Source organism: Shewanella olleyana (assembly GCF_023283825.1).
Classification (GTDB): Bacteria; Pseudomonadota; Gammaproteobacteria; order Enterobacterales; family Shewanellaceae; genus Shewanella; species Shewanella olleyana.
Map to the genome: position 1 here is coordinate 56,743 of NZ_JAKILD010000017.1, position 22,926 is coordinate 79,668.

Annotated in this window: 21 protein-coding genes and 1 riboswitch; of the genes, 20 read left to right on the plus strand and 1 reads right to left on the minus strand. The window is 42.8% G+C overall.

Features of this window, described 5'->3' with window-relative positions:
- The first annotated feature begins 13 nt into the window (after positions 1 to 13).
- The 11 genes from L2735_RS13130 to L2735_RS13180 all read left to right on the plus strand — a co-directional run bounded on the left by L2735_RS13130 (position 14) and on the right by L2735_RS13180 (position 14,458).
- Entirely contained in the window at positions 14 to 2,863 is a 2,850-nt protein-coding gene (locus L2735_RS13130; RefSeq protein WP_248985188.1) for a formate dehydrogenase subunit alpha, read from the plus strand.
- 26 nt (positions 2,864 to 2,889) lie between these two features.
- Positions 2,890 to 3,486, plus strand: a complete 597-nt coding sequence (fdh3B, locus tag L2735_RS13135) for a formate dehydrogenase FDH3 subunit beta (RefSeq protein ID WP_248985132.1) — start codon at positions 2,890 to 2,892, stop codon at positions 3,484 to 3,486.
- 49 nt (positions 3,487 to 3,535) lie between these two features.
- Positions 3,536 to 4,546: a formate dehydrogenase subunit gamma gene (locus L2735_RS13140; RefSeq protein WP_248985133.1), complete on the plus strand. Its 1,011-nt coding sequence runs from the start codon at positions 3,536 to 3,538 to the stop codon at positions 4,544 to 4,546.
- A gap of 861 nt (positions 4,547 to 5,407) precedes the next feature.
- Positions 5,408 to 5,605 carry a twin-arginine translocation signal domain-containing protein gene (locus L2735_RS13145; RefSeq protein ID WP_248985134.1) on the plus strand — a complete coding sequence of 66 codons (198 nt, stop codon included), beginning with the start codon at positions 5,408 to 5,410 and terminating at the stop codon, positions 5,603 to 5,605.
- 18 nt (positions 5,606 to 5,623) lie between these two features.
- Positions 5,624 to 8,479, plus strand: a complete 2,856-nt coding sequence (locus L2735_RS13150) for a formate dehydrogenase subunit alpha (protein WP_248985135.1) — start codon at positions 5,624 to 5,626, stop codon at positions 8,477 to 8,479.
- Positions 8,480 to 8,507: 28 nt separating this feature from the next.
- A complete protein-coding gene (fdh3B, locus tag L2735_RS13155; protein WP_065110515.1) occupies positions 8,508 to 9,077 on the plus strand; it encodes a formate dehydrogenase FDH3 subunit beta in 570 nt (189 codons plus the stop codon).
- A 74-nt stretch (positions 9,078 to 9,151) separates the two neighbouring features.
- A complete protein-coding gene (locus tag L2735_RS13160) occupies positions 9,152 to 10,141 on the plus strand; it encodes a formate dehydrogenase subunit gamma (RefSeq protein WP_248985136.1) in 990 nt (329 codons plus the stop codon).
- Between the two features lie 311 nt (positions 10,142 to 10,452).
- Entirely contained in the window at positions 10,453 to 11,790 is a 1,338-nt protein-coding gene (locus L2735_RS13165) for a coproporphyrinogen III oxidase family protein (RefSeq protein ID WP_248985137.1), read from the plus strand.
- Between the two features lie 163 nt (positions 11,791 to 11,953).
- Complete coding sequence (locus L2735_RS13170; RefSeq protein WP_248985189.1) at positions 11,954 to 12,793, plus strand: PfkB family carbohydrate kinase; 840 nt, start codon at positions 11,954 to 11,956, stop codon at positions 12,791 to 12,793.
- A gap of 538 nt (positions 12,794 to 13,331) precedes the next feature.
- Positions 13,332 to 14,036: an MOSC domain-containing protein gene (locus L2735_RS13175; protein WP_248985138.1), complete on the plus strand. Its 705-nt coding sequence runs from the start codon at positions 13,332 to 13,334 to the stop codon at positions 14,034 to 14,036.
- Positions 14,037 to 14,107: 71 nt separating this feature from the next.
- The gene (locus tag L2735_RS13180; protein WP_248985139.1) at positions 14,108 to 14,458 is read left to right on the plus strand and encodes a DUF4870 domain-containing protein; all 351 of its coding nucleotides are present in this window, start codon (positions 14,108 to 14,110) and stop codon (positions 14,456 to 14,458) included.
- A gap of 73 nt (positions 14,459 to 14,531) precedes the next feature.
- Here the strand turns inward: L2735_RS13180 and L2735_RS13185 are convergent, their stop codons facing one another.
- Entirely contained in the window at positions 14,532 to 16,181 is a 1,650-nt protein-coding gene (locus L2735_RS13185) for an electron transfer flavoprotein-ubiquinone oxidoreductase (protein WP_248985140.1), read from the minus strand.
- A gap of 208 nt (positions 16,182 to 16,389) precedes the next feature.
- Positions 16,390 to 16,523: riboswitch (molybdenum cofactor riboswitch) on the plus strand.
- Here L2735_RS13185 and moaA point away from each other — a divergent pair.
- The 9 genes from moaA to L2735_RS13230 all read left to right on the plus strand — a co-directional run bounded on the left by moaA (position 16,511) and on the right by L2735_RS13230 (position 22,893).
- Positions 16,511 to 17,491 carry a GTP 3',8-cyclase MoaA gene (gene moaA / locus L2735_RS13190; RefSeq protein WP_248985141.1) on the plus strand — a complete coding sequence of 327 codons (981 nt, stop codon included), beginning with the start codon at positions 16,511 to 16,513 and terminating at the stop codon, positions 17,489 to 17,491. Its footprint overlaps the riboswitch before it by 13 nt.
- Before the next feature lie 98 nt (positions 17,492 to 17,589).
- Positions 17,590 to 18,072 (plus strand): cyclic pyranopterin monophosphate synthase MoaC, encoded by a 483-nt coding sequence (gene moaC / locus L2735_RS13195; RefSeq protein ID WP_248985142.1) that lies wholly within the window; start codon positions 17,590 to 17,592, stop codon positions 18,070 to 18,072.
- A gap of 72 nt (positions 18,073 to 18,144) precedes the next feature.
- A complete protein-coding gene (moaD, locus tag L2735_RS13200; RefSeq protein WP_248985143.1) occupies positions 18,145 to 18,393 on the plus strand; it encodes a molybdopterin synthase sulfur carrier subunit in 249 nt (82 codons plus the stop codon).
- Between the two features lie 3 nt (positions 18,394 to 18,396).
- A complete protein-coding gene (gene moaE, locus L2735_RS13205) occupies positions 18,397 to 18,885 on the plus strand; it encodes a molybdopterin synthase catalytic subunit MoaE (RefSeq protein ID WP_248985144.1) in 489 nt (162 codons plus the stop codon).
- 18 nt (positions 18,886 to 18,903) lie between these two features.
- On the plus strand, positions 18,904 to 19,779 hold the full coding sequence (gene modA / locus L2735_RS13210) for a molybdate ABC transporter substrate-binding protein (RefSeq protein WP_248985145.1): 876 nt from the start codon (positions 18,904 to 18,906) through the stop codon (positions 19,777 to 19,779).
- A gap of 3 nt (positions 19,780 to 19,782) precedes the next feature.
- Complete coding sequence (gene modB / locus L2735_RS13215; protein WP_248985146.1) at positions 19,783 to 20,463, plus strand: molybdate ABC transporter permease subunit; 681 nt, start codon at positions 19,783 to 19,785, stop codon at positions 20,461 to 20,463.
- Positions 20,444 to 21,550, plus strand: coding sequence for an ABC transporter ATP-binding protein (locus L2735_RS13220; protein ID WP_248985147.1), 1,107 nt, complete (start codon positions 20,444 to 20,446; stop codon positions 21,548 to 21,550). Before modB ends, L2735_RS13220 begins: the two co-directional genes overlap by 20 nt.
- A gap of 83 nt (positions 21,551 to 21,633) precedes the next feature.
- On the plus strand, positions 21,634 to 22,158 hold the full coding sequence (locus L2735_RS13225; protein WP_248985148.1) for a PepSY domain-containing protein: 525 nt from the start codon (positions 21,634 to 21,636) through the stop codon (positions 22,156 to 22,158).
- A 57-nt stretch (positions 22,159 to 22,215) separates the two neighbouring features.
- Positions 22,216 to 22,893: a response regulator transcription factor gene (locus tag L2735_RS13230; RefSeq protein ID WP_220754018.1), complete on the plus strand. Its 678-nt coding sequence runs from the start codon at positions 22,216 to 22,218 to the stop codon at positions 22,891 to 22,893.
- The last annotated feature ends 33 nt before the right edge of the window (positions 22,894 to 22,926 follow it).

Below are 22,926 nucleotides of genomic sequence, written 5' to 3' on the forward strand. Positions count from 1 at the left end.
AGGAGAATATGTGATGCGATTAACCCGCAAAACAGAAAAAGTTGAAGTAGCAGAAAAACCTGCTCTTGGACTGAATCGTCGCCAATTTTTGAAGTCAGCAACATTCGCTACCGGCGGAATTGCAGCGGCATCAATGCTTGGTGCTGGAATGATGCGTAAAGCTGAAGCCAAAGATGTGCCACACGATGCACCAACTGAAGTAAAACGTACTATTTGTTCTCACTGTTCAGTGGGCTGTGGTATTTATGCTGAAGTACAAAATGGTGTTTGGACTGGTCAAGAGCCAGCATTCGATCATCCATTTAACGCTGGTGGTCACTGTGCTAAAGGTGCTGCATTACGTGAGCATGGTCATGGTGAGAAACGTCTTAAGTACCCAATGAAGCTGGAAGGCGGAAAGTGGAAGAAACTTTCTTGGGATCAAGCGATTGAAGAAGTTGGTCAAAAAGCATTAGACATCCGTCAAGAGTCTGGTCCTGATTCAGTATTCTTCATGGGTAGTGCTAAGTTCTCTAACGAACAAGCTTATATGTACCGTAAATTAGCAGCAATGTGGGGCACGAACAATGTCGATCACTCTGCACGTATTTGTCACTCTACCACTGTAGCCGGTGTTGCAAACACTTGGGGTTACGGTGCGCAAACGAACTCATTTAATGACATTCGTAAATCGAAAGCGATGATGTTCATCGGTTCGAACCCTTGTGAAGCTCACCCAGTTTCAATGCAACACATCCTTGAAGGTAAAGAGCGCGGCGCGAAAATTATCGTAGTCGACCCTCGTTTCACCCGAACTGCAGCTAAGTCTGATGAGTTCGTGCATATTCGTCCTGGTACGGATATTCCTTACATTTATGGTTTGTTGTGGCATATTTTTGAAAACGGTTGGGAAGACCAAACTTTCATCGACCAACGTGTATACGGTATGGAACGTATCCGTGAGGAAGTGAAAAAGTGGAATCCTGCAGAAGTTGAAAATGTTGCTGGTGTACCTGAAAAGCAAATGCATCGTGTGGCTAAACTACTAGCAGAAACTAAACCTGGTACTGTGGTTTGGTGTATGGGTGGTACTCAGCATCACGTCGGTAATGCTAACACTCGCGCATACTGTATCCTGCAATTAGCCCTTGGTAACATGGGTGTTGAAGGTGGTGGTACTAACATTTTCCGTGGTCACGATAACGTTCAAGGTGCAACTGACTTTGGCTTATTGTTCGACACGCTACCTGGTTACTACGGCCTGAAAACAGGTTCTTGGAAACATTGGTGTAATGTATGGGATCTTGATTACGATTGGGTTAAAAACCGCTTCGACCAAGCTCAGCATTTAGGCCAAGACCCAATGACTTCAACGGGTATCCCATGTTCACGTTGGCATGATGGTGTACTTGAAGACAAATCTAAGATTGCTCAGAACGACAACATTCGTATGTCATTCTTCTGGGGCCAATCTGTCAACACTGAAACTCGTGGTCGTGAAGTGCGTGAAGCATTGAACAAAATGGACACAGTAGTTGTTGTGGATCCTTTCCCAACAATGGCAGGTGTTATGCACGAGCGTACTGATGGCGTTTACTTATTGCCTGCAGCAACTCAGTTTGAAACTTACGGTTCTGTGTCAGCTTCAAACCGCTCACTACAGTGGCGTACACAGGTTATCGAACCATTATTTGAGTCAAAAGCTGACCACATTATTATGTACAAGCTGGCGAAAAAGTGGGGCATCGAAGCCGAATTCTGTAAGCATATTAAAGTGAATGGCGATGAGCCATTAATTGAAGATATGACTCGCGAGTTCAACAAAGGTATGTGGACGATTGGTTACACAGGCCAAAGCCCTGAACGTTTGAAAATGCACCAAGAAAACTGGGGCACGTTCGATATTGAAAGCTTAGAAGCACCAGGTGGTCCAGCTAAAGGTGAAACTTACGGTTTACCTTGGCCTTGTTGGGGCACACCAGAAAACAAACATCCAGGTACACAAATTCTGTACCGTACTGGACGTGAAGTTAAGTATGGTGGCGGTAACTTCCGCGCACGTTACGGTGTTGAGCATGAAGGTAACAACATTCTTGCTGAAGGTTCTTACTCTAAAGGCAGTGAAATCCAAGACGGTTATCCTGAATTTACCGCAGACATGCTTAAACAGCTTGGCTGGTGGGATGATTTAACCGCTGAAGAAAAAGTTCATGCTGAAGGGAAAAACTGGAAAACAGATATTTCTGGTGGTATCCAACGTGTTGCGATTAATCACGGTTGTATCCCTTATGGTAACGCGAAAGCGCGTGTTATCGTTTGGAACTTCCCAGATGATATCCCAATCCATCGTGAGCCATTATATACCCCTCGTCGTGACTTAGTGTCTAAGTACCCAACTTACGAAGATCGTATGGTTGCACGTCTTCCTACTCTGTATAAGTCTATTCAAGATAAAGACTTTGCAAAAGACTTCCCATTAGCAGTAACTACGGGTCGTTTAGTTGAGTATGAAGGTGGAGGTGAAGAAACGCGCTCAAATCCATGGCTTGCAGAATTACAGCAAGAAATGTTTATTGAGATTAACCCTGCTGATGCAGCAGATCGCGGCTTACGTGATGGTGATGACGTATTCGTTCACAGTCCAGAAGGCGCTAAAATCACAGTTAAAGCAATGGTGACTCCACGAGTCATTGCTGGTGAATGTTTCATGCCATACCACTTCGCGGGTGTTTTCGAAGGCAAGAGCCTAGAGAAGAATTACCCTGAAGGCACGGTGCCTTACGTTATTGGTGAAGCAGCCAATACCGTAATGACCTACGGTTATGACGTTGTGACTCAGATGCAAGAGACTAAGTCTAGCTTGTGTCAGATCAGCAAAGCCTAATTAACTTGATGAGGAGATAAGCCACTATGGCAGTCATGAAATTTTTGTGTGACACAAAACGCTGCATCGAGTGTAACGGTTGCGTCACAGCTTGTAAGAACGAAAACGATTCCGCTCTAGAGTGGGGTATTCAACGTCGTCGCGTGGTTACTATCAATGATGGTGAACCAGGCGAAGCATCTATCTCAGTTGCATGTATGCACTGTACTGATGCACCTTGTATGGCCGTATGTCCGGCGGATTGTTTTTATCAAACCGACGACGGCATTGTATTGCACGATAAAGATACTTGTATCGGTTGTGGTTACTGTTTCTATGCTTGTCCTTTCGGTGCTCCACAGTTCCCGAAAAAGACTGCATTTGGTAGCCGAGGCAAAATGGATAAGTGTACTTTCTGTGCCGGTGGCCCAGAAGAGAACCATTCAGATGCCGAACGTCAGAAATATGGTGCAAACCGTATTGCTGAAGGTAAATTACCTATGTGTGCAGAGCTTTGTTCAACCAAAGCATTGTTAGCTGGTGATGCAGATATCGTATCGACTATTTACCGCGAGCGTATGGCAAAACGTGGTAACCCAGATGCTATCTGGGGCTATGACCCAAAAACGGGTGATATGGTTTAGGCAGTGCATAAGGTTACGGACTTAGTCCGTAACCAAGCAAGGAGTGACAATGTTAAACAAACAGTTAAACAAATCACTGCGTAGCTTGTTTGCACTGTTGGTTCTGGTGATGGGGTTAGGGTTTTCAACCACAACTTTGGCAGCAGATGAACAATCAAGTAAGCAGCAGGCAGCAAAGGATAATCCAGCTGAGTTATGGCGAGCGGTTAAGGGCGGTGAAACTGGCCGCACTACTGCTCAAGGTATTGAGCCGGGTGTGCTGATTAATGTTGGCGGTAATGAAGGTAGAATAATCAGAGATGACTATATTACTCCTGGAGTAGCATTAGCTCTCGTAGGTGTATTTGGTGCATTTTTAGTATTTTATTTTGTAAATGGCCCAGCAAGGTTAGGTAAAGGTTTTTCAGGCAAAATGATTGAGCGATGGTCTAAGGCAGATATTTGGCTGCATTGGATTATGGCGATTGCTTGTTTAGCTTTGATGCTGACAGGTCTGGTGATCATATTAGGTAAAATTGTAATACAACCTTATGTGAGCAGCAGTATTTGGGCTGGTATTATCGCCTTTAGTAAATTGGTACATGATTGGACGGGTCCAATATTCATCGTGTCTTGGTTGATATGTATCGTTAAATGGATGCCGCTTCAAACCATTAAAATGTACGATCTTAAATGGTTTTTAGTGGTTGGTGGTTACATCAACTTTGGTCCGTTTAAAGGTAAGCATCCAGACAGTGGTTTTGCTAATGCTGGTGAGAAAATGTGGTTCTGGACACTTGTGCTGTTCGGTCTATTTATCAGTGTTTCAGGCATGATGCTTGTATTACCTGGTTTAGATTTACCACGTGAAGCCTCTATGTTGGCATTGCTTGTTCATGGCGTGAGTGCCGCAATCTTAATTGCATTTACTATTGTGCATATTTGGATGGCAACAGCCTTGAGTGAAGGTGGTTTAGAGTCAATGATCTCTGGCTACTGTGATGAAAACTGGGCAGTTCAACATCACAACCTTTGGTACGATGAAATCAAAGCCAATGGTACGTTGAAATACCAAAAGTAAATTAGCAAAGCAATCTAGCTTACGCTGTGAAAAACACCTCAACTGAGATTATCTCGTTGAGGTGTTTTTATTTGGCAGCTATTTTTTACTGATATGTCGATAAGCTCTTTATTCATAGTACCCAGTGAATATAATTAGTGAAGGTTTTTATTATGTAAACAAGCTGTCTTTTCAAAGGGCGATATTCATGGGCTAAAACGCCCGATAAATAAACCTTGGGCATATCTCTCACTGACTCGATTTCAAAAAGTGACCTTCCTCTAGATTGTGATTTCCCTTCTCAATTAAGCACTGCTATAACCTGTCGTTTTTGACTGTAACCTCCGAACAAATAATCTCTCTATCTTTGCCATATTTTAAATAAAGACGTCATTCGATTGTTAATGGGTTCATTAAAGCCAGTTAATCTTATTTTACTAACGTTTTAATAGCTAAAAGTACTACAGAAGCTAGTTTTAAGTACCAAAAGCTATATGCAAATGGGAAGGCTTATCACTACTCATTAAGCATGACAATCCGGACTAACTTTATGAGATGTTAAAGTTTTTAACAATAGTTTCTTAGCCAATTGACGATTGGTTATCGGTGCAATGAGAGGTACTTATTTTAAAGTATGACTCAGTTAACGCTTTGTCGATTTTGTGTCGTTTTTTGGATTATGAACGGGGGTCAGATCAATTTATTTCAGCCTATCTCCCTATATATTAGCCGCGTTAATTTATGAAGATTATTCATTTAGAAGTGTTTTTACCTTTTTGGTCCACTTTCATTAACTCGTTGTTAACAACTGGTTTTTGGTAATCGAAAAGGCCTATGAGGGCATCAACCAAGATGTTGATGTGATTTAAACCGGGAGTAAAGATGAAGAAGCAACAGCCTGATCTGAACCGCAGATCTTTGCTGAAAGCCATCACCGTAGGTAGCGCTGCTACTGCAGCTATCGCTGTATCAGGTGTGAGTGTGGCTAAAGCAACCGAGAGTAACATTGGCAGCACTGATGCTAAAGGTTACAAAGAAACTGCGCATATTCGTAGCTACTACGATAGCTTACGCGGCTAAATTCAGGAGAAATAAGCGATGAAGTTAACTCGCAAGTCTACCGCAGCTCCTAAAGCTGCAAGCAAGTCGCTCGGTATCAACCGTCGTCAATTTATGAAGAATGCAGGTATTGCTACTGGTGGTATCGCCGCTGCTTCATTAATGGGCACAGGTATGATGCGTAGAGCTGAAGCTCATGATGTACCGCATGACGCACCAACTGAAATCAAACGTACAGTATGTTCTGCATGTGCTGTTGGTTGTGGTTTATACGCTGAAGTACAAAATGGCGTTTGGACAGGTCAAGAGCCTGCATTCGATCATCCATTCAATGCTGGCGGTCACTGTGCTAAAGGTGCAGCAATCCGTGAACATGGTCATGGTGAGAAGCGTCTTAAATACCCTATGAAACTTGTTGATGGCAAGTGGAAGAAATTATCTTGGGAGCAGGCTTACAATGAAGTCGGCGACAAGATGCTAGATATCCGTGAAGAGTCAGGTCCTGATTCTGTTTACTTCATGGGTAGTGCCAAGTTCTCGAACGAAGGCTGTTACATGTACCGTAAGTTTGCGGCTATGTGGGGCACGAACAACGTCGATCACTCTGCACGTATTTGTCACTCTACCACGGTAGCTGGTGTTGCTAACACTTGGGGCTACGGTGCGCAAACAAACTCTTTCAATGATATCCAGAATGCAAATGCAATCTTCTTCATCGGTTCAAACCCGGCTGAAGCGCATCCAGTTGCAATGCAGCATATCTTATTAGCGAAAGAGAAAAACAACGCAAAAATTATCGTTGTTGACCCTCGTTTCTCACGTACTGCAGCGCACGCTGACCTACATTGTGGTCTACGTCCTGGTACTGATATCCCATTCATCTACGGTATGCTTTGGCACATCTTTGAAAATGGTTGGGAAGATAAGACGTTCATCAAAGAGCGTGTTTTCGAAATGGAATCAATTCGCGCTGAAGCGAAAAAATTCCCACCAAAAGAAGTTGCTAACGTAACGGGTTGTACTGAAGAAGAAGTTTACCAAGCAGCTAAGCTGATGGCAGATAACCGTCCTGGTACAGTTATTTGGTGTATGGGTGGTACTCAGCATCACGTAGGTAATGCTAACACTCGTGCATACTGTCTACTTCAACTAGCCCTAGGTAACATGGGTGTTTCTGGTGGCGGTACTAACATTTTCCGTGGTCACGATAACGTTCAAGGCGCAACTGACTTAGGTCTACTGTTTGATAACCTTCCTGGTTACTACGGTCTGACTTCTGCAGCATGGGATCACTGGACAAACGTTTGGGATCTAGACAGAGAGTGGGTTAATGGTCGTTTCGATCATGGCACTTACTTAGGTCGTGAGCCAATGACGACTCCTGGTATGCCTTGTTCTCGCTGGCACGATGGTGTGTTAGAAGACAAGAGCAAGCTAGCTCAGAAAGATAACATTCGTATGGCATTCTTCTGGGGACAATCAGTTAACACTGGTGTTCGTCAAAATGACATCCGTGATGCACTAGACAAGATGGACACTGTAGTGGTTGTGGATCCTTTCCCAACTATGGCAGGTGTTATGCACCGTCGTCAAAATGGTGTTTACTTACTACCAGCTTGTACTCAGTTCGAAACTGAAGGTTCTGTTTCTAACTCAGGTCGTTCACAGCAATGGCGTGAAAAAGTTGTTGAGCCATTATTTGAATCAAAAACTGACCTTGAGATTATGTACCGCTTATCTCAAAAGCTTGGTTTTGCTGAGCAATACACCAAACGTATCGAAAAAGATGCCAATGATGTATTAGTGATTGAAGATATTACTCGTGAAATCAACCGCGGTATGTGGACAATTGGTATGACAGGTCAAAGCCCTGAGCGTATCAAGCAACACACTCAAAACTGGGGCACGTTCAGCAACAAGACTCTTGAAGCTGCTGGCGGACCAGCTAAAGGCGAAACTTACGGTTTACCTTGGCCTTGTTGGGGTACGCCAGAGCAGAAGCATCCTGGTACTCAGATTTTGTATAACACAAGCAAACACGTTAAAGACGGTGGTGGTAACTTCCGTGCACGTTACGGTGTGGAATACAAAGGTGAAAACCTACTTGCTGAAGGTAGCTTCTCTAAAGGCGCTGAAATCACTGACGGTTACCCAGAGTTCACTGCCGACATGCTTAAGCAATTAGGCTGGTGGGACGAACTAACAGCTGAAGAAAAAGCATCAGCTGAAGGTAAGAACTGGAAGACTGATATTTCAGGCGGTATCGTTCGTGTTGCTGTTAAGCACGGCTGTATCCCATTCGGTAACGCTAAAGCGCGTTGTATCGTTTGGAACTTCCCAGATGTTGTACCTGTTCACCGTGAGCCGTTATACACATCTCGTCGTGATCTTGTATCTAAGTACCCAACGCATGACGATATGCAAGTTCATCGTCTACCTACGCTGTACAAGACTATTCAAGACAATGATAACAGCGCTAAGTACCCACTAGTCATGACTTCTGGTCGTCTGGTTGAGTATGAAGGTGGTGGTGAAGAGTCTCGTTCTAACCCTTGGTTAGCAGAACTTCAACAACAAATGTTTGTTGAAATGAACCCTGCTGACGCAGCTGATCGCGGTCTTCGTGATGGTGACAATGTTTGGTTAGAAGGTGCTGAAGGCGGCCGCATTAAGATTAAAGCTATGGTTACTCCACGCGTTAAGCCTGGTGTTACTTGGATGCCTTACCACTTCGCAGGTGTGATGAGTGGTGAAAGTCTTGAGCCTAACTATCCGGAAGGAACAGTTCCTTACGTTATCGGCGAGTCTTGTAATACTGCAATGACCTATGGTTATGACCCTGTAACACAAATGCAGGAAACCAAAGCGTCGCTTTGTCAAATTGAGAAAGCATAACTGCAGCTTAAGCTAGGAGAATTGCCAAATGGCTACAATGAAATTTTTATGTGATACCAAGCGCTGCATTGAATGTAATGGTTGTGTCACAGCTTGTAAAAACGAAAATGACTCTGCTCTTGAGTGGGGCATTCAACGTCGTCGCGTAGTAACTATCAATGATGGTATGAAAGGCGAAGCGTCAATCTCAGTTGCATGTATGCACTGTAGCGATGCACCTTGTATGGCGGTTTGTCCTGCAAACTGTTTCTACAAAACAGAAGACGGCATTGTACTTCACGACAAAGATACTTGTATCGGTTGTGGTTACTGTTTATATGCATGTCCTTTCGGTGCTCCACAGTTCCCTCAGTCAGGCGCTTTCGGCAGCCGTGGCAAGATGGACAAGTGTACTTTCTGTGCCGGTGGCCCTGAAGCTGATCACTCTCATGAAGAGCGTGAAAAGTACGGTGCTAACCGTCTTGCAGAAGGCAAACTTCCTATGTGTGCTGAACTTTGTTCAACCAAAGCATTACTTGCTGGTGATGCAGAAATCGTTTCTGCCATCTTCCGTGAGCGTGTTGCTTATCGCGGTTCTAACAAAGGTGTTTGGGGTTAACCTCCAAACTTGTTAGTCAGCTTAGCTATGATGCCTGAGATGACTCAGGCATCGAGTAGCATAGAGGATGTATTATGAACAAGTGGTTCAAACAAATTGGCGTAGTTATCGCACTGATGTTAAGTGTTATGACATTCGCACACGCAAGTGGCAGTGGTGAAGAATCTCTTACCGTTCAAGATGGCAATGCACAGTTATGGGCACAGCTTAAAGACGGTGTAGAGGGACGTACCACTTCTACAAGTGAGTTCCATGCGCAACCAATCAATACTTATGATTTACGTGTATTCGAACTTCGTAGTGACTTATTAGCGCCAGCTTTAATGGCTGCGCTATTTGGTATGATCATCATCTTCTTACTGTTTATTAAAATAAACGGTATTTCAAAATTACACGGTGGTTTCACCGGTAAGATGGTGTATCGCTGGTCTAAATTTGATGTATCAATTCACTGGTTAGGTGCGATTCCTTGCTTGTTATTGATTCTAACTGGTTTAGTACTACTTGCTGGCCGTTTCTTCTTCCAACCGTATATCGGTGAAGGTATGTGGTCTAGCTTAGTCTACATTGCTAAAGAAGTTCACGATTATATGGCTATCCCATTCATGTTGGGTTGGGCGTTAATGACGGTACTTTGGGCTAAAAACCAAATGCCTAAGATGTACGATCTTAAGTGGATGATGGTTGTTGGTGGTTACATCAACTTCGGTCCATTTAAAGGTAAGCACCCTGACGCTGGTTTTGCCAACGCTGGTGAAAAAATGTGGTTCTGGGCTTTCGCTCTATTCGGTCTATTCATATCAGTATCAGGAATGTTATTACTGTTCCCGAACTTATTTGAACCAAGCCGTAACCTAAGCTTACTGGCTCTTGTTGTTCACTCAGTAAGTGCTATCGTTATCTGTGCTTTCTCTATCGTGCATATCTTCATGGCGACAGCTATGTCTGAAGGTGGTATGGATTGTATGGTGTCGGGCTACTGTGATGAGCAGTGGGCTAAGCAACATCACAATCTTTGGTATGACGAAATCAAAGAAAAAGGCGAGCTTAAATATAAAGACTAATTAGTCTTAATTTAAAGTCGTAAACACCCTTAAAGGCACTGCTTTTGAGGGTGTTTTTGTATCTGGAATATGAACCCCATATTGTTAACATTAATCTTTGTTATATTTAACATGTGGATAGTGTACATTAGGTGTTGGTTATTTAATGAGTGCTAATCTGTGATCTCCTTGGTAAAAATCAACTGTCATTGTTGTGATTAACCTCCAAGTTATAGATAGTTCACATAATGGTTACTCGATTGAGAGTACTCTGCATAATCGACAACTCATTAGCGTTGTTAGTGTGTACATATTTTTAGATAGGAAGTGCTATGTCATCAATAATTAAGCCATCAGATAAAATTATCCAATCGCCTTACGAAGCGAATATTACCACCCCAGATTGGATGATTAATGGGATGGAGAAAGTGATGCAGTTTTATGTCGATCGTAATTTACGATTGGATACTGTATCTGCTGAAATGATGCCAAAGCCGGTTGAAGGTAAAAAGTACATGCTTTATGCGCATGTGCCTTTTTGTCATACCCTGTGTTCATACTGTACTTTCCATCGCTTCCTGTTTAAGGAAGAAAAAGCGCGCAGCTATTTTGTTTCTTTACGTAAAGAAATGGATATGGTCAAAAACTTAGGTTATGACTTTGAATCTATGTACATCGGTGGCGGTACCACGACTGTTCTAGAAGATGAACTTGCACGCACCATTGAACACGCAAAAACCTTATTCCCCAATATAAAAGAAGTGTCGTGTGAATCTGACCCTCAACATTTAGACAGTGAAGGCTTTAAGCAGTTAAAAGGCTTAGTGGACCGTATGTCGATTGGTGTTCAGAGTTTTAACGATGACATTTTGACCATGACTGATCGAATCGAAAAATTTGGTACGGGTCAGCAAACATTTGATCGCATCATGGCGGCAAAAGAATTATTCCCGATTATTAACGTCGATTTGATTTTTGGTTTCCGTGGTCAAACGGATGAAATTATCCAGCACGATTTGGATATGGCATCGAAGCTTGATCCTCGTCAGATAACCACTTACCCATTGATGATTACTCACCAAACACGTAAGAGTGTTAAAGGAAAACTTGCCGCGCCGCACGGAGATATGGTTCGTCAATATCGTCAAATTTTGAATAGCTTGAATGGCCAATACACTCAGTTATCAGGTTGGGCATTCGGTAAAGCCAATAACGAAGGCTTTGATGAATACGTTATCGATTTCGATGAATATTTAGGGGTGGGTTCTGGATCATTCAGCTTCTTAGATGACACATTGTATGTGAATACCTTCTCACTCAAGAAATACCAACAGCGTATTGAAAACGGTCTGATGGGTGTTGAGCAACAAAAACAATATGGCAAAAAAGAAGTGATGCAATACCGCTTCTTACTGGGCATGTTCTCAGGTCGTTTATCACGTAAGTATTTCCGCGATACGTTTGGTGTGAATTTAGATACAGCGTTATTTAAAGAAATGGCATCAATGAAATTGATGGGTGCGATTAAAAATGACCCTAATGATCCTGACAACATTATTTGGACCGATAACGGTAAAATGATGGGATTATTGATGATGAAAGAATTCTATTCAGGCATGGATAATGTACGTGCACAACTGCGTAAGCCATTAAAGCCAGAAGATATGTAATTCTGAGCTTTTTTGAAATAGCTAAAATCAAGGCAGTGATAATCCTCACTGCCTTTTTTGTTTTTTGCAGTATACTGATTTCGATATCGACCGAAGGTGCTATTCATTTTAAGCGTTTTTAAGACCTTCAATTTGAGATTGAATGCTGAATATAGAGACTGCTATGGCCAATATTTTACTGCTTGCCAATATTAACTGTGATCGACTACTTCAATTAGATAAACCGCTACAAACAGGCGGACGCTTCCATTATCAAGATGGTGGTTTAAGGCTAGGTGGAGGCGGTGCTAATACAGGCATCGGTTTAGTTTGGGCAGGTCATTCTGTGTCTCTAGTCAGCCAAGTGGGCAATGATAAAGTTGGTAATTGGATACTGGCTCAAGCCAGCACTCAAGGTCTCGACTGCCGTTTAGTTGAGCGATTTAATGGCAATACCTGCGAGATGCTATTGGTGATGACACCGGATGGTGAGCGGACGATTATTCGCCCTGAACGACCTATTTTTGAATTATCTTCCCCGCCTAAATGGCAACAATTTGATGCTCTTTATACAAACTCTTCAGCTAAGGGCATCAGTGGTTGGACTGAGTCCGCTTTAGGCTATTGTCTTGTGGTTTCGCAACTAGCCAAAGATGAACGAGTGCGCCCATGTCATATTCTCATCGCTTCTATTACTGATATGCAGGGGCGCTGCAATCAAGACAAATGGCGCTTTGCAACTCAAATAGCCGGTGAATCATTGCGCTACTTTGTGGTAACCGATGGTGAAAATGGCGCCATCGCTTACAGTGAGCATGATCAAGTACATGTGCCTGCTGTTCTATCAGAGGTGGTGGATACTACAGGCGCAGGCGATGCATACGCCGCAGGTTTAATTCACTTTCTGTGTCAGCAAAAATCCATCACAGAAGCGATGGAAGAAGGGGCGAGGTGGGCGGCTTTTGCTGTCGCGACACACAGCTCAGTACCTGGAGAAGGGTTAAAAAATTATTTACAAAAATGAGGCTAATTTGCTTTTTAGATTTATTTCATTTTTCCGTCACATAACTGTCGCTAACCTGTCATGAATTGCTTCTATAATTTCGCCGTAATTTGTTGAAAGCCAAATCTTTTCCGCTAAAGATTTGTTTCAAATAAATCTTCCTACTTCCTGGGAGCTCATCACAACCCTATTTTATTTGTTCGAATTTATGACCCTGTATTCCCCCATTTACAGGGTCTTTTTTTGTCTTGAAAAAACTTATCAAAATAAGCTAAACCGTAAACACTGAGATTTGAAGGTAAAAGTCGCCGCGACCTTAATGTTTATCGTTTAGAGCAAAATTGGTTTAACCCGTTCGTGTATACCAGCTCGCTTAGAGGTTATTATCTATGCGACGATTATTTTGGTGCTGAATATCGTCAACTGAATCTTCAGAAGATTTAACTCATCAAACTAATATCGCATTGTACCAAGGCAAAAGAACACGCCCTAGTATTGTCCTATTTATTAATTGTATTATTAAAAACACTACTACAAACATAATGACGAGAGAGTCTTAATGGCAGGCCATGTTTTAGCAAAAAAAATCTCAGGTTTATTTCGTGGAGATAAGATTGACGCCATTAAGGGTGTTGAAAGTGCCATGAACAATAAGCTTCCGGTACCAACGCTTAAGGTGACTAAAAACAGCGTAGAAGGCGACACCCAAGCCGACCCTGTTCATCACGGCGGGGAAGAACGTGTTTTGCACCATTTCCCGCGAGAGCATTATGGCCAATACCGTCGCTGGGATTTAATCACACACTTTAAGGATGTCCCCGCCATGGGGGAAAATATTAGCACTGTTGGTTTAAACGAATCTCAAGTGAATATTGGCGATATTATTCAAATCGGTGAGGTGTTATTGCAAGTAACACAGCCACGCTCACCTTGCTTTAAACTCAATTTGCAGTTTGGACACCCTAAATTTGCTTTAGCGATGCAAGAAAGCCGCATGTGTGGTTGGTTTTATAAAGTACTCCAAGAAGGCGAGATTAAAGCCAGTGATAGCATTGTATTAATTGAAAGAAAAACTGACATCAGTATTGCTCAGGCGATGAAGATATACTTTTTAGCTGATGTCGATCCTGAGCAATACCAGCAGTTGATGCAGTGTGAAGGCTTAGCTGAAAACTGGATTGCCAGTATGCAAAAACGTATTGATACTCAGCAAATTGAGAATTGGCAATATCGATTGTATGGCCCAGAAGGTGAGCCAGCTTAACGACATTTTTTCGATAATGAAAACCGATAATGAAAACCGATAATTAAAACGAATTATGACAAGGATGCACAATGAGTGAAATGGTAGAAAAAGAAGCCAGAGACATGGGGTTACTGGTTTATGCAGCGAGCTTTGCAGGTTACATCATTCCGCTAGGTAGTATTATTGGTCCACTTATCGTGTGGCTGATGAAACGAGATGAATTTGAGTTCGTTAATGAATGTGGCAAAAACTGTATTAATTTTAAATTGAGCCTACTAATATATGTGATTATCAGCAGCATTTTAGCGATTGTTGGCATCGGTTTTATACTGCTAATGGCATTAGCCCTAGCTGATATCATTTGCACTATTATCGCAATAATTAAAGCGGGCGAGGGAGTGGCATATCGTTACCCGTTAACGATTAACTTTATCCAGTAGCTCTGGCAAGGTTTGCAAAAAAGAACATAAAAAAACGCACTGATTAAAGTGCGTTTTTTTGTTTAAGTCCTGTTTACATGTTCGGGTAGTTTGGACCACCGCCGCCTTCAGGGGTAACCCAAGTGATATTCTGGCTTGGGTCCTTAATGTCACAGGTTTTGCAGTGAATACAGTTTTGCGCGTTAATCACAAACTTGTTCTCAGCGCCTTCTGCAACAACTTCATATACGCCAGCAGGGCAATAGCGTTGTGCAGGTTCATTGTATTTGATTAAGTTAACTGCAATAGGAGTCGAAGCATCTTTAAGCTGCAGATGACACTTCTGATCTTCTTCATGGTATGTGTTCGATAGGTACACTGATGACAACTTATCAAAACTGAGCTTACCATCTGGCTTAGGGTATTCAATCGGAGTGAAGTCTTTGGCTAAGCCCATGTCTGCATGATCAGGCGTTTCATCACGTAACGTAATTGGGAATTTGCCGCCAAACCAGTTTTGGTCGATAAAGTTAAATGCACCACCTAAGTAAGTGCCAAACTTATGCAGAGCAGGGCCAAAGTTACGTGACTGGAATAACTCTTCATGCAGCCAACTTTGTTCAATGCGTGATTGGAAACAATCGAGATCTTTACCCGCCTCAACACCTGCCATTAACGCTTCACCTAAAGTTTGCGCTGCAACAATACCGCTCTTCATCGCAGTATGTGTGCCTTTGATTTTGGCAAAGTTTAATGTGCCAGCATCACAACCAATAAGCAGTCCACCAGGGAAACTCATTTTAGGTAGTGAATTTAATCCACCTTTAGCAATAGCGCGGGCACCATAAGTTAAGCGCTCACCACCGGTTAAGGTTTGGCTAATGACTGGATGTTGTTTATAACGCTGGAATTCGTCAAATGGGCTGATATGAGGGTTTTTGTAATTAAGGTCAATAATCAAACCTACAGCCACTTGGTTATCTTCCATATGGTAAAGGAAGCCACCTCCAGATGTGCCTTGATTTAACGGCCAGCCACCAGTATGAACAACTTTACCTTCTTGGTGTTGCTCAGCTGGGATTTTCCAAATTTCTTTAAAGCCTAAACCGTAATGCTGCGGCGTTTTACCATTATCAAGATGATACTTAGCAATTAACTCTTTACCTAAATGACCACGACAACCTTCTGAGAAGACTGTGTATTTGGCATGTAACTCCATACCAGGCATGTAGCTGTCTTTTTCTTCGCCATTAGCGCCAACACCCATATCGCCAATCAAAATGCCTTTAACGCTATTATCTTGATTAAATAACACTTCGCTTGCGGCAAAACCTGGGAAGATTTCTACACCTAAACCTTCAGCTTTTTCAGCTAACCAACGCGTTAGGTTACCAACACTAATGATGTAGTTACCTTCGTTGTGCATCGTTTTAGGCACTAAGCTGTTAGACATTAACTTAGATTTTGACTCTGAGCTGAGTAAATAAATCTCATCATGAGTCACTTTGGTGTTAAGTGGGATATCGGAATCACGCCAATCAGAGAACAATTCATCCAATACTTTAGGTTCAAAAACCGCACCAGATAATATGTGCGCTCCAACCTCAGAGCCTTTTTCAACCACACAGACGGTCATTTCTTTGTCTGCATCTTGTGATATTTGCATTAATCGACATGCAGTAGCGAGTCCGGCAGGTCCTGCCCCGACTATTACTACATCGAATTCCATAGATTCGCGTTCCATCATCTCACCTTTGATCTTCGTTTCCCATTTTTGGCGGGTTTGTTGTTTTTATTGTTTTACTCACCTTACCTCAAAAATGCCCTAGGTCACAGTAGCAACTGTGATTTTGAGCTCGTGAGCTAGCTCGCAATTCTTTACAGATTTTGTTCAAACTGGGACAAAATGTCATAAAAAGGTTCTGATTAGAGTGAATTTAGGCCTATAATCAAGGTTGACGGTTCTCCGAGCTTTATATCCTACGTCCACAGATACGGGTATTTAGCCGTGGTAATAATGCCACCGGGGTGAGTAAAGAAATGCACTTACCTCCCACACTTGGAAAGGTTAACATGTCCCAACTACAAGACAGCTTTGGTCGAAGATTTCACTATCTGCGGATGTCAGTCACTGACGTTTGTAATTTCAAATGTACCTATTGCCTACCTGACGGTTATCGACCTGATGGCAAGCCTAAGTTTCTCGCACTAAAAGAAATAGAAAATTTAGTGGCGGCTTTTGGCGAAGTCGGTACTCAAAAAATCCGCATTACCGGTGGTGAGCCGACCCTTAGAAAAGATTTTACTGATATCATTCGTGTCGTTGCTGATAATGACAACATCAATACCGTTGCCACCACAACCAATGGTTATCGTCTCGAGAAGCATGCCAAAGAATGGTATGACGCAGGTCTGCGCCGGATTAATGTTTCGGTTGATAGTCTAGACCCTAAAATGTTTTACCAAATCACTGGCGAGAATAAGTTTGATCAAGTCATGCGTGGTATCGACGCAGCGCTTGAGGCAGGTTTTGAGCGAATTAAAATCAATGCTGTACTGCTTAAAGGCTTAAATGACAAAGATTTGCCACGTTTTTTACATTGGATCAAAAGCACACCGATAGACTTGCGCTTTATTGAACTAATGGAAACAGGCTTAGGTCATGATTACTTTAAAGCTCATCACTTAGCTGGCCTTGATATCAAGTTAAAACTTGAGTCAGAAGGTTGGTTATATGACTTACCGAGTGTTGATGACGGCCCAGCTCAAAACTTCAGTCACCCAGACTACCAAGGTCGTATCGGCTTGATTATGCCGTACGCCAAAAACTTCTGTGCCAGTTGTAACCGTTTACGAGTGTCTGCAAAAGGTAAATTGCATTTGTGTTTGTTTACCGAAAACGGCCTTGATTTACGTGATTTATTGCAACATGAATCCCAACGCGCAGAGCTTATTGAACGTTTGCACAGTCAATTAGCACAGAAAGAAGAAACCCATTATTTACATCAAGGGATCACAGGCGTGACCAAGCATCTAGCTTCTATTGGCGGTTAATATAGAGCGGAGTTTGGTGGCTTAAGGTGTTTGCAGTTTGACTGCTAAACAGTATTCCTTTCCCAGACAGATATTAAGACTTAAGAAGGCAAGTTAGCATGAGCAATTGTTTTACCCATATCAATGCCGATGGCAACGCCCACATGGTCGATGTGACTGAAAAAACTGTCACGGAACGTGAAGCCCGCGCGGAAGCATTCATTGAAATGGCGCCTAGTACGCTTGAAATGATCATGAGTGGCAGCCACCACAAAGGTGATGTATTTGCTACAGCACGTATTGCTGGTATCCAGGCAGCTAAAAAGACCTCAGATTTAATTCCTTTATGTCATCCGTTAATGTTGACCAAAGTAGAAGTTGACCTTGAAGCTCAGCCAGAACTTAACCGTGTCCGTATCACGAGCTTATGTAAACTTTCTGGTAAAACAGGTGTGGAAATGGAAGCATTAACCGCAGCTTCAACAGCGGCGTTAACCATTTATGACATGTGTAAAGCCGTTCAAAAAGACATGATTATTTCTCAAGTACGCTTACTTGAAAAGCGTGGCGGTAAGTCAGGTCATTTCCAAGCAGAAGATTAATTTTTGCTGGTATTTGAGCGCTACCAAGAGTTCAACGTTAATTGAAAGACCAACTCAATACGAGACATCGACATGATCCAAGTTCTATTTTTTGCACAAGTTAGAGAGTTACTCGGCACGGCTAAAGTTGAAGTTGCAGCAGAGGGTATTACCAATACTGAGCAACTGCGTGAAGCATTAGCAGCTAAAGATGATAAATGGGCTAAAGTATTGTCGTCAGAAAAATTACTGGTCGCCGTGAATCAAACGATGAGTGCATGGGATGCGGTAGTTGTTGATGGCGATGAAGTTGCCTTTTTCCCACCAGTAACAGGTGGCTAAATTATGACGGCAACGGCTAATAACAACCCAAGACAAGTGGTTCGTGTTCAAACCGCTGATTTCAGTGTGGCTGATGAATATGCGGCTATTGCTAACGATAATAGCGACGGCGCAGTGGTGACCTTTGCTGGTAAAGTCCGCGACTTTAATGATGGTAGTGCCGTCACTGATTTAACGTTAGAACATTACCCTGGTATGACCGAAGCTGTGCTAGTGCAATTAGCTGAACAAGCCTATGAGCGCTGGCCATTAAATTACGTCACCATTATTCACCGTGTGGGTCGCATGGAGTTGGGTGAGCAAATCGTATTTATTGGCGTTACCAGCATGCATCGCAAAGCAGCATTTGCAGCTTGTGAGTTCTTAATTGATTTCTTAAAAACTAAAGCCCCTTTTTGGAAACTAGAAGCGGGTGAAGAAGGCAATAATTGGGTTGAAGCACGTGATTCAGATGAACAAGCTGCATCAATGTGGAATGACGACGCAAAGTAAATTAAGGATGCTAGGTTTATGACTGTTAGTCGCCGTTCACTACTTGGTATTCAGCGAGTACTGCTTAGTAGCTTGCTAGGTTTAGTGACCTTAGTTTCGTGTTCAGTTCACGCTGCGAAACCACCTGCTATTGCAGCAGCGGCGAATGTTAAGTTTGCATTAGATGAAATCGTGACAAACTTTACCGCAGAAACTGGCTTGAAATTGCGGGTGTCTTACGGCTCTTCAGGAAACTTTGTTGCACAAATTCAGCATGGCGCACCATTTGAAATGTTGCTTAGCGCTGATGAGTTTTATGTGCAGCAGTTACACAAGGCCGGTAAAACCGATTCTGATGGTGATATTTACGCCATTGGCAAGCTTGCCCTTGTCGCTCCTAATAACTCTTCTCTTAAACTCGATCCGCAATTAACTGGCCTAGCTGAAGCCGTCAAGCAAGGTGAGATTAAGCGCTTTGTTATCGCCAACCCAGCTCATGCGCCTTATGGTGAACGTGCTCAAGCATTATTGACAGAACAACAGCTTTGGTCTGATTTAAAGTCCACTATCATCATGGGCGAAAATGTATCCCAAGCGGCTCAATTTGCCTTAAGTGGCTCTGCCCAAGGTGGCATTGTGGCTTTATCGTTGGCATCAGCGCCGCAATTTACCAAGATGGGCCGTTATGTTGAAATCCCACAATCTTTTTATCAGCCGATTAATCAACGCATGGTCATGACGCCTAAAGCCGGCGACACAACCAAACAGTTTTATCAGTACATGCAAACCAGTGCTGCGCAGCAAGTTCTAAAAAGTTATGGCTTTGGTTTTCCTGCTAACGCCGATGATAAACATCATTTACACCAACCTAAACTCAGCTCGCCAAGACCTAGACAGCAAGTGGCGGAGCAGTAATTTATGGATTGGCAGTCACTGTGGCTTTCCGCCAAATTAAGTACCGTTACTGTGTTAATCCTGATCCCTATGGCTATTTTTGTGGGACGTTTTCTGGCCTACAAACAATTTCGAGGTAAATCATGGGTTGAAGCACTCATTATGGTGCCATTAGTGTTGCCGCCGACTGTGATTGGCTATTATTTGCTGGTGGGTCTAGGTAGTCAAAGTTTGATTGGCCAATGGGTTGAGCAGTTTACTGGTACTCAGTTAGTGTTTAATTTTTCTGGCTTAGTGATCGCTTCCATTCTAGTTAATATTCCTTTTGCAGTGCAGCCTATCCAACGGGCATTTGAAACCATTCCTCATGATATTCCAGATGCCGCAGCGTGTTGCGGCATGAGCTGGTGGCGCATCTTTTTAAAAATCGAACTGCCAATGATTTGGCCTGGGATTCTGACGGCGGTGGTATTGTGTTTTTCTCACGTATTGGGTGAGTTTGGCGTGGTATTAATGCTTGGCGGCAATATAGCCGGTGAAACTAAAACGATCTCGATTGCCATTTATGACAGTGTGCAAGCTTTTGACTTTGAAGCGGCGGGTACTATGTCGCTAGTGTTGTTAGTATTTGCTGTGAGTGTTCTCGCCATTACCACCAGTTTGTCGAAGCGTTTAGGAGGCCATAATGCCAACCAACAACGCTGATCTACACTGCGAAATATCACAACAGTCGCCGATTCCTTTAACCGCTAAATTTAGTTGTAAAGCTGGGGAAGTATTGGCTGTCGTTGGGCCATCCGGTGGTGGTAAAACAACACTACTGCGGATGATTGCTGGATTAAGTTCTTCTGAGCAAGGCAAGATCGAGTGCGGCGGCAAGACATGGTTTGACGATGAGCAACATATCCATTTGTCACCACAACAACGTCATATTGGCTATGTGCCGCAACATTTTGGTTTATTTCCTCACCTCACGGCGCTGGAAAATGTCATTTCTGGCTTAGATCACATACCTAAGATCGAACGTAAGGCAAGAGCCTTAGACTGGCTTGAGCGAGTTAACTTACACGGGCTCCCTGCTAGGCTGCCTGCTCAGTTATCTGGCGGTCAGCGTCAGCGTGTGGCCTTAGCAAGAGCGTTAGCACGTGAACCTTCAGTATTATTGCTTGATGAACCCTTTTCAGCGGTAGATAGAGAAACCCGTGAGCGTTTATACATGGAGCTTGCCCGCTTAAAGTCGCAGTTATCTATTCCTGTTGTCATGGTGACCCATGATATGAATGAAGCTTTGTTACTTGCTGACAAAATGATTTTAATCAGCCAAGGCAAAATGCTACAACAAGGTAAGCCATTTGAGGTGTTATCTCACCCTTGTAATGAAACCGTCGCCAGACAAATGGGGCTGCGGAACATCTTCAATGCTGAGGTGAGTGGTCGCGATGTTGATGCTAATATCACTTGGCTTAAAATGGGTGAGCAAATTATTGCTAGCGACAGTGCGCCAGAGTTAGTGGTCGGGCAGCAAGTGCGCTGGGTCATTCCTAATCAAGGTATCCGTTTCAATGCCATTACCAGTGGGCGATTATGCCGTAGCATTAATAAACTCGATATTGTCATTGAGTCTATGCTTATCATGGGTGAGTCAGTGCGAGTGAAAGCCAGAATGGCTGATGTTGATGAGGTGTTCAATATGGATATACCTTCACACTTAGCTGAGAAACTCTCTTTAAAGTCTGGGCTTGCGACCACGATTGCGCTTAAATCTGAACAAGTTCATATTCTAGAATCATGATCAATTATTAATCTTACAATGCTTGGGTCTTTTGCTGGGCTTAGGTAAAGTAGCACTATTCCAATTCTCATCTTGAGGCTTTCATGTTCCGTATCGTTCTGTCGTTGTTAGTCGTATTTCCATCTATGGTAATGGCAACCACGAGTATGCATACATTACTCTCGAAGGGTGAATACGTAAGACCGCTTATCGTGATTGAACAAATTGAAGCAGAATATAATGGTATTGTTTCATCGTTTGATATGGATATTGAAAACGGTCAATTAGTATATGAAATTGACCTATTAAATCTTGATGACAGTGAAATTACCGAATTGTCATTTGACGCCTCTGATGGCAGTTTAATCACTAAAAAGTTATCTGTGTTTGAACCGGATGATTTGGACCAAATCAAAGCTGCTCGAGTCTTAGCTAAAAAAGAAATGACCTTTACTGAACTCGTCAGAATGGCACAACAAGATCAAGCAGGTTATTTAATTGAAGCTGAGTTAGAGCATGACCTAGCGATCAGTTACCTAGAGTTAAAATTACTCAATGTTTCTAGCAAGCATACTATTGCTTTTGATATTGAAGAATTACGTCCGTTACCATTATTACAATGGGATTAGCTTTAACGGGCTAAAAGTATCTTTGCAGTGAAGGCTGTAGCATTAAGGAATAGCACTATGCGAGTATTAATCGTTGAAGATGACGCAACCACATTACAATACGTTGCCGAAGGTTTTACCGCTCAGCAATATCAAGTTGATACTGCGACCAATGGACATGATGGCCTGCACCAAGCCAAGCATAATCAATACGACATTATTATTTTAGACCGCATGTTACCGCAGTTAGATGGATTGACTTTGCTGACAGCGCTTAGAAATAATGGCAACCAAACCCCTGTATTAATTCTATCGGCACTTAGTCACGTTGATGAGCGAGTGAAAGGCTTACGCGCGGGGGGCGATGACTACATGACTAAACCTTTTGCCTTTGCTGAATTGCAAGTACGCGCCGAAAAGCTTATTCAGCGTAATGCACCTTCTGCGGCTAATACCGACCTTGAAGTGGGCAATTTAAGAATGGAATTGCTGACACGTAAAGTGACATTAGATGAGCATGAATTAATGCTGCAACCTAAAGAGTTTCAGCTGCTTAAATATCTAATGGAACACCCTAATCAAGTGATAAGTCGTACCTTATTGTTTGAAGCTGTATGGGATTACCACTTTGATCCCCGCACTAATGTGATTGATGTTCATATCGCCAAATTACGTCGTAAATTTGAAGAGCTAGGCCATCCAGAAATCATCGAAACTGTTCGAGGGGCTGGATATCGCCTTTGCAAAGGGAATTAAACCCTACCAAAGCAGTGCTTGGCGGATAACGCT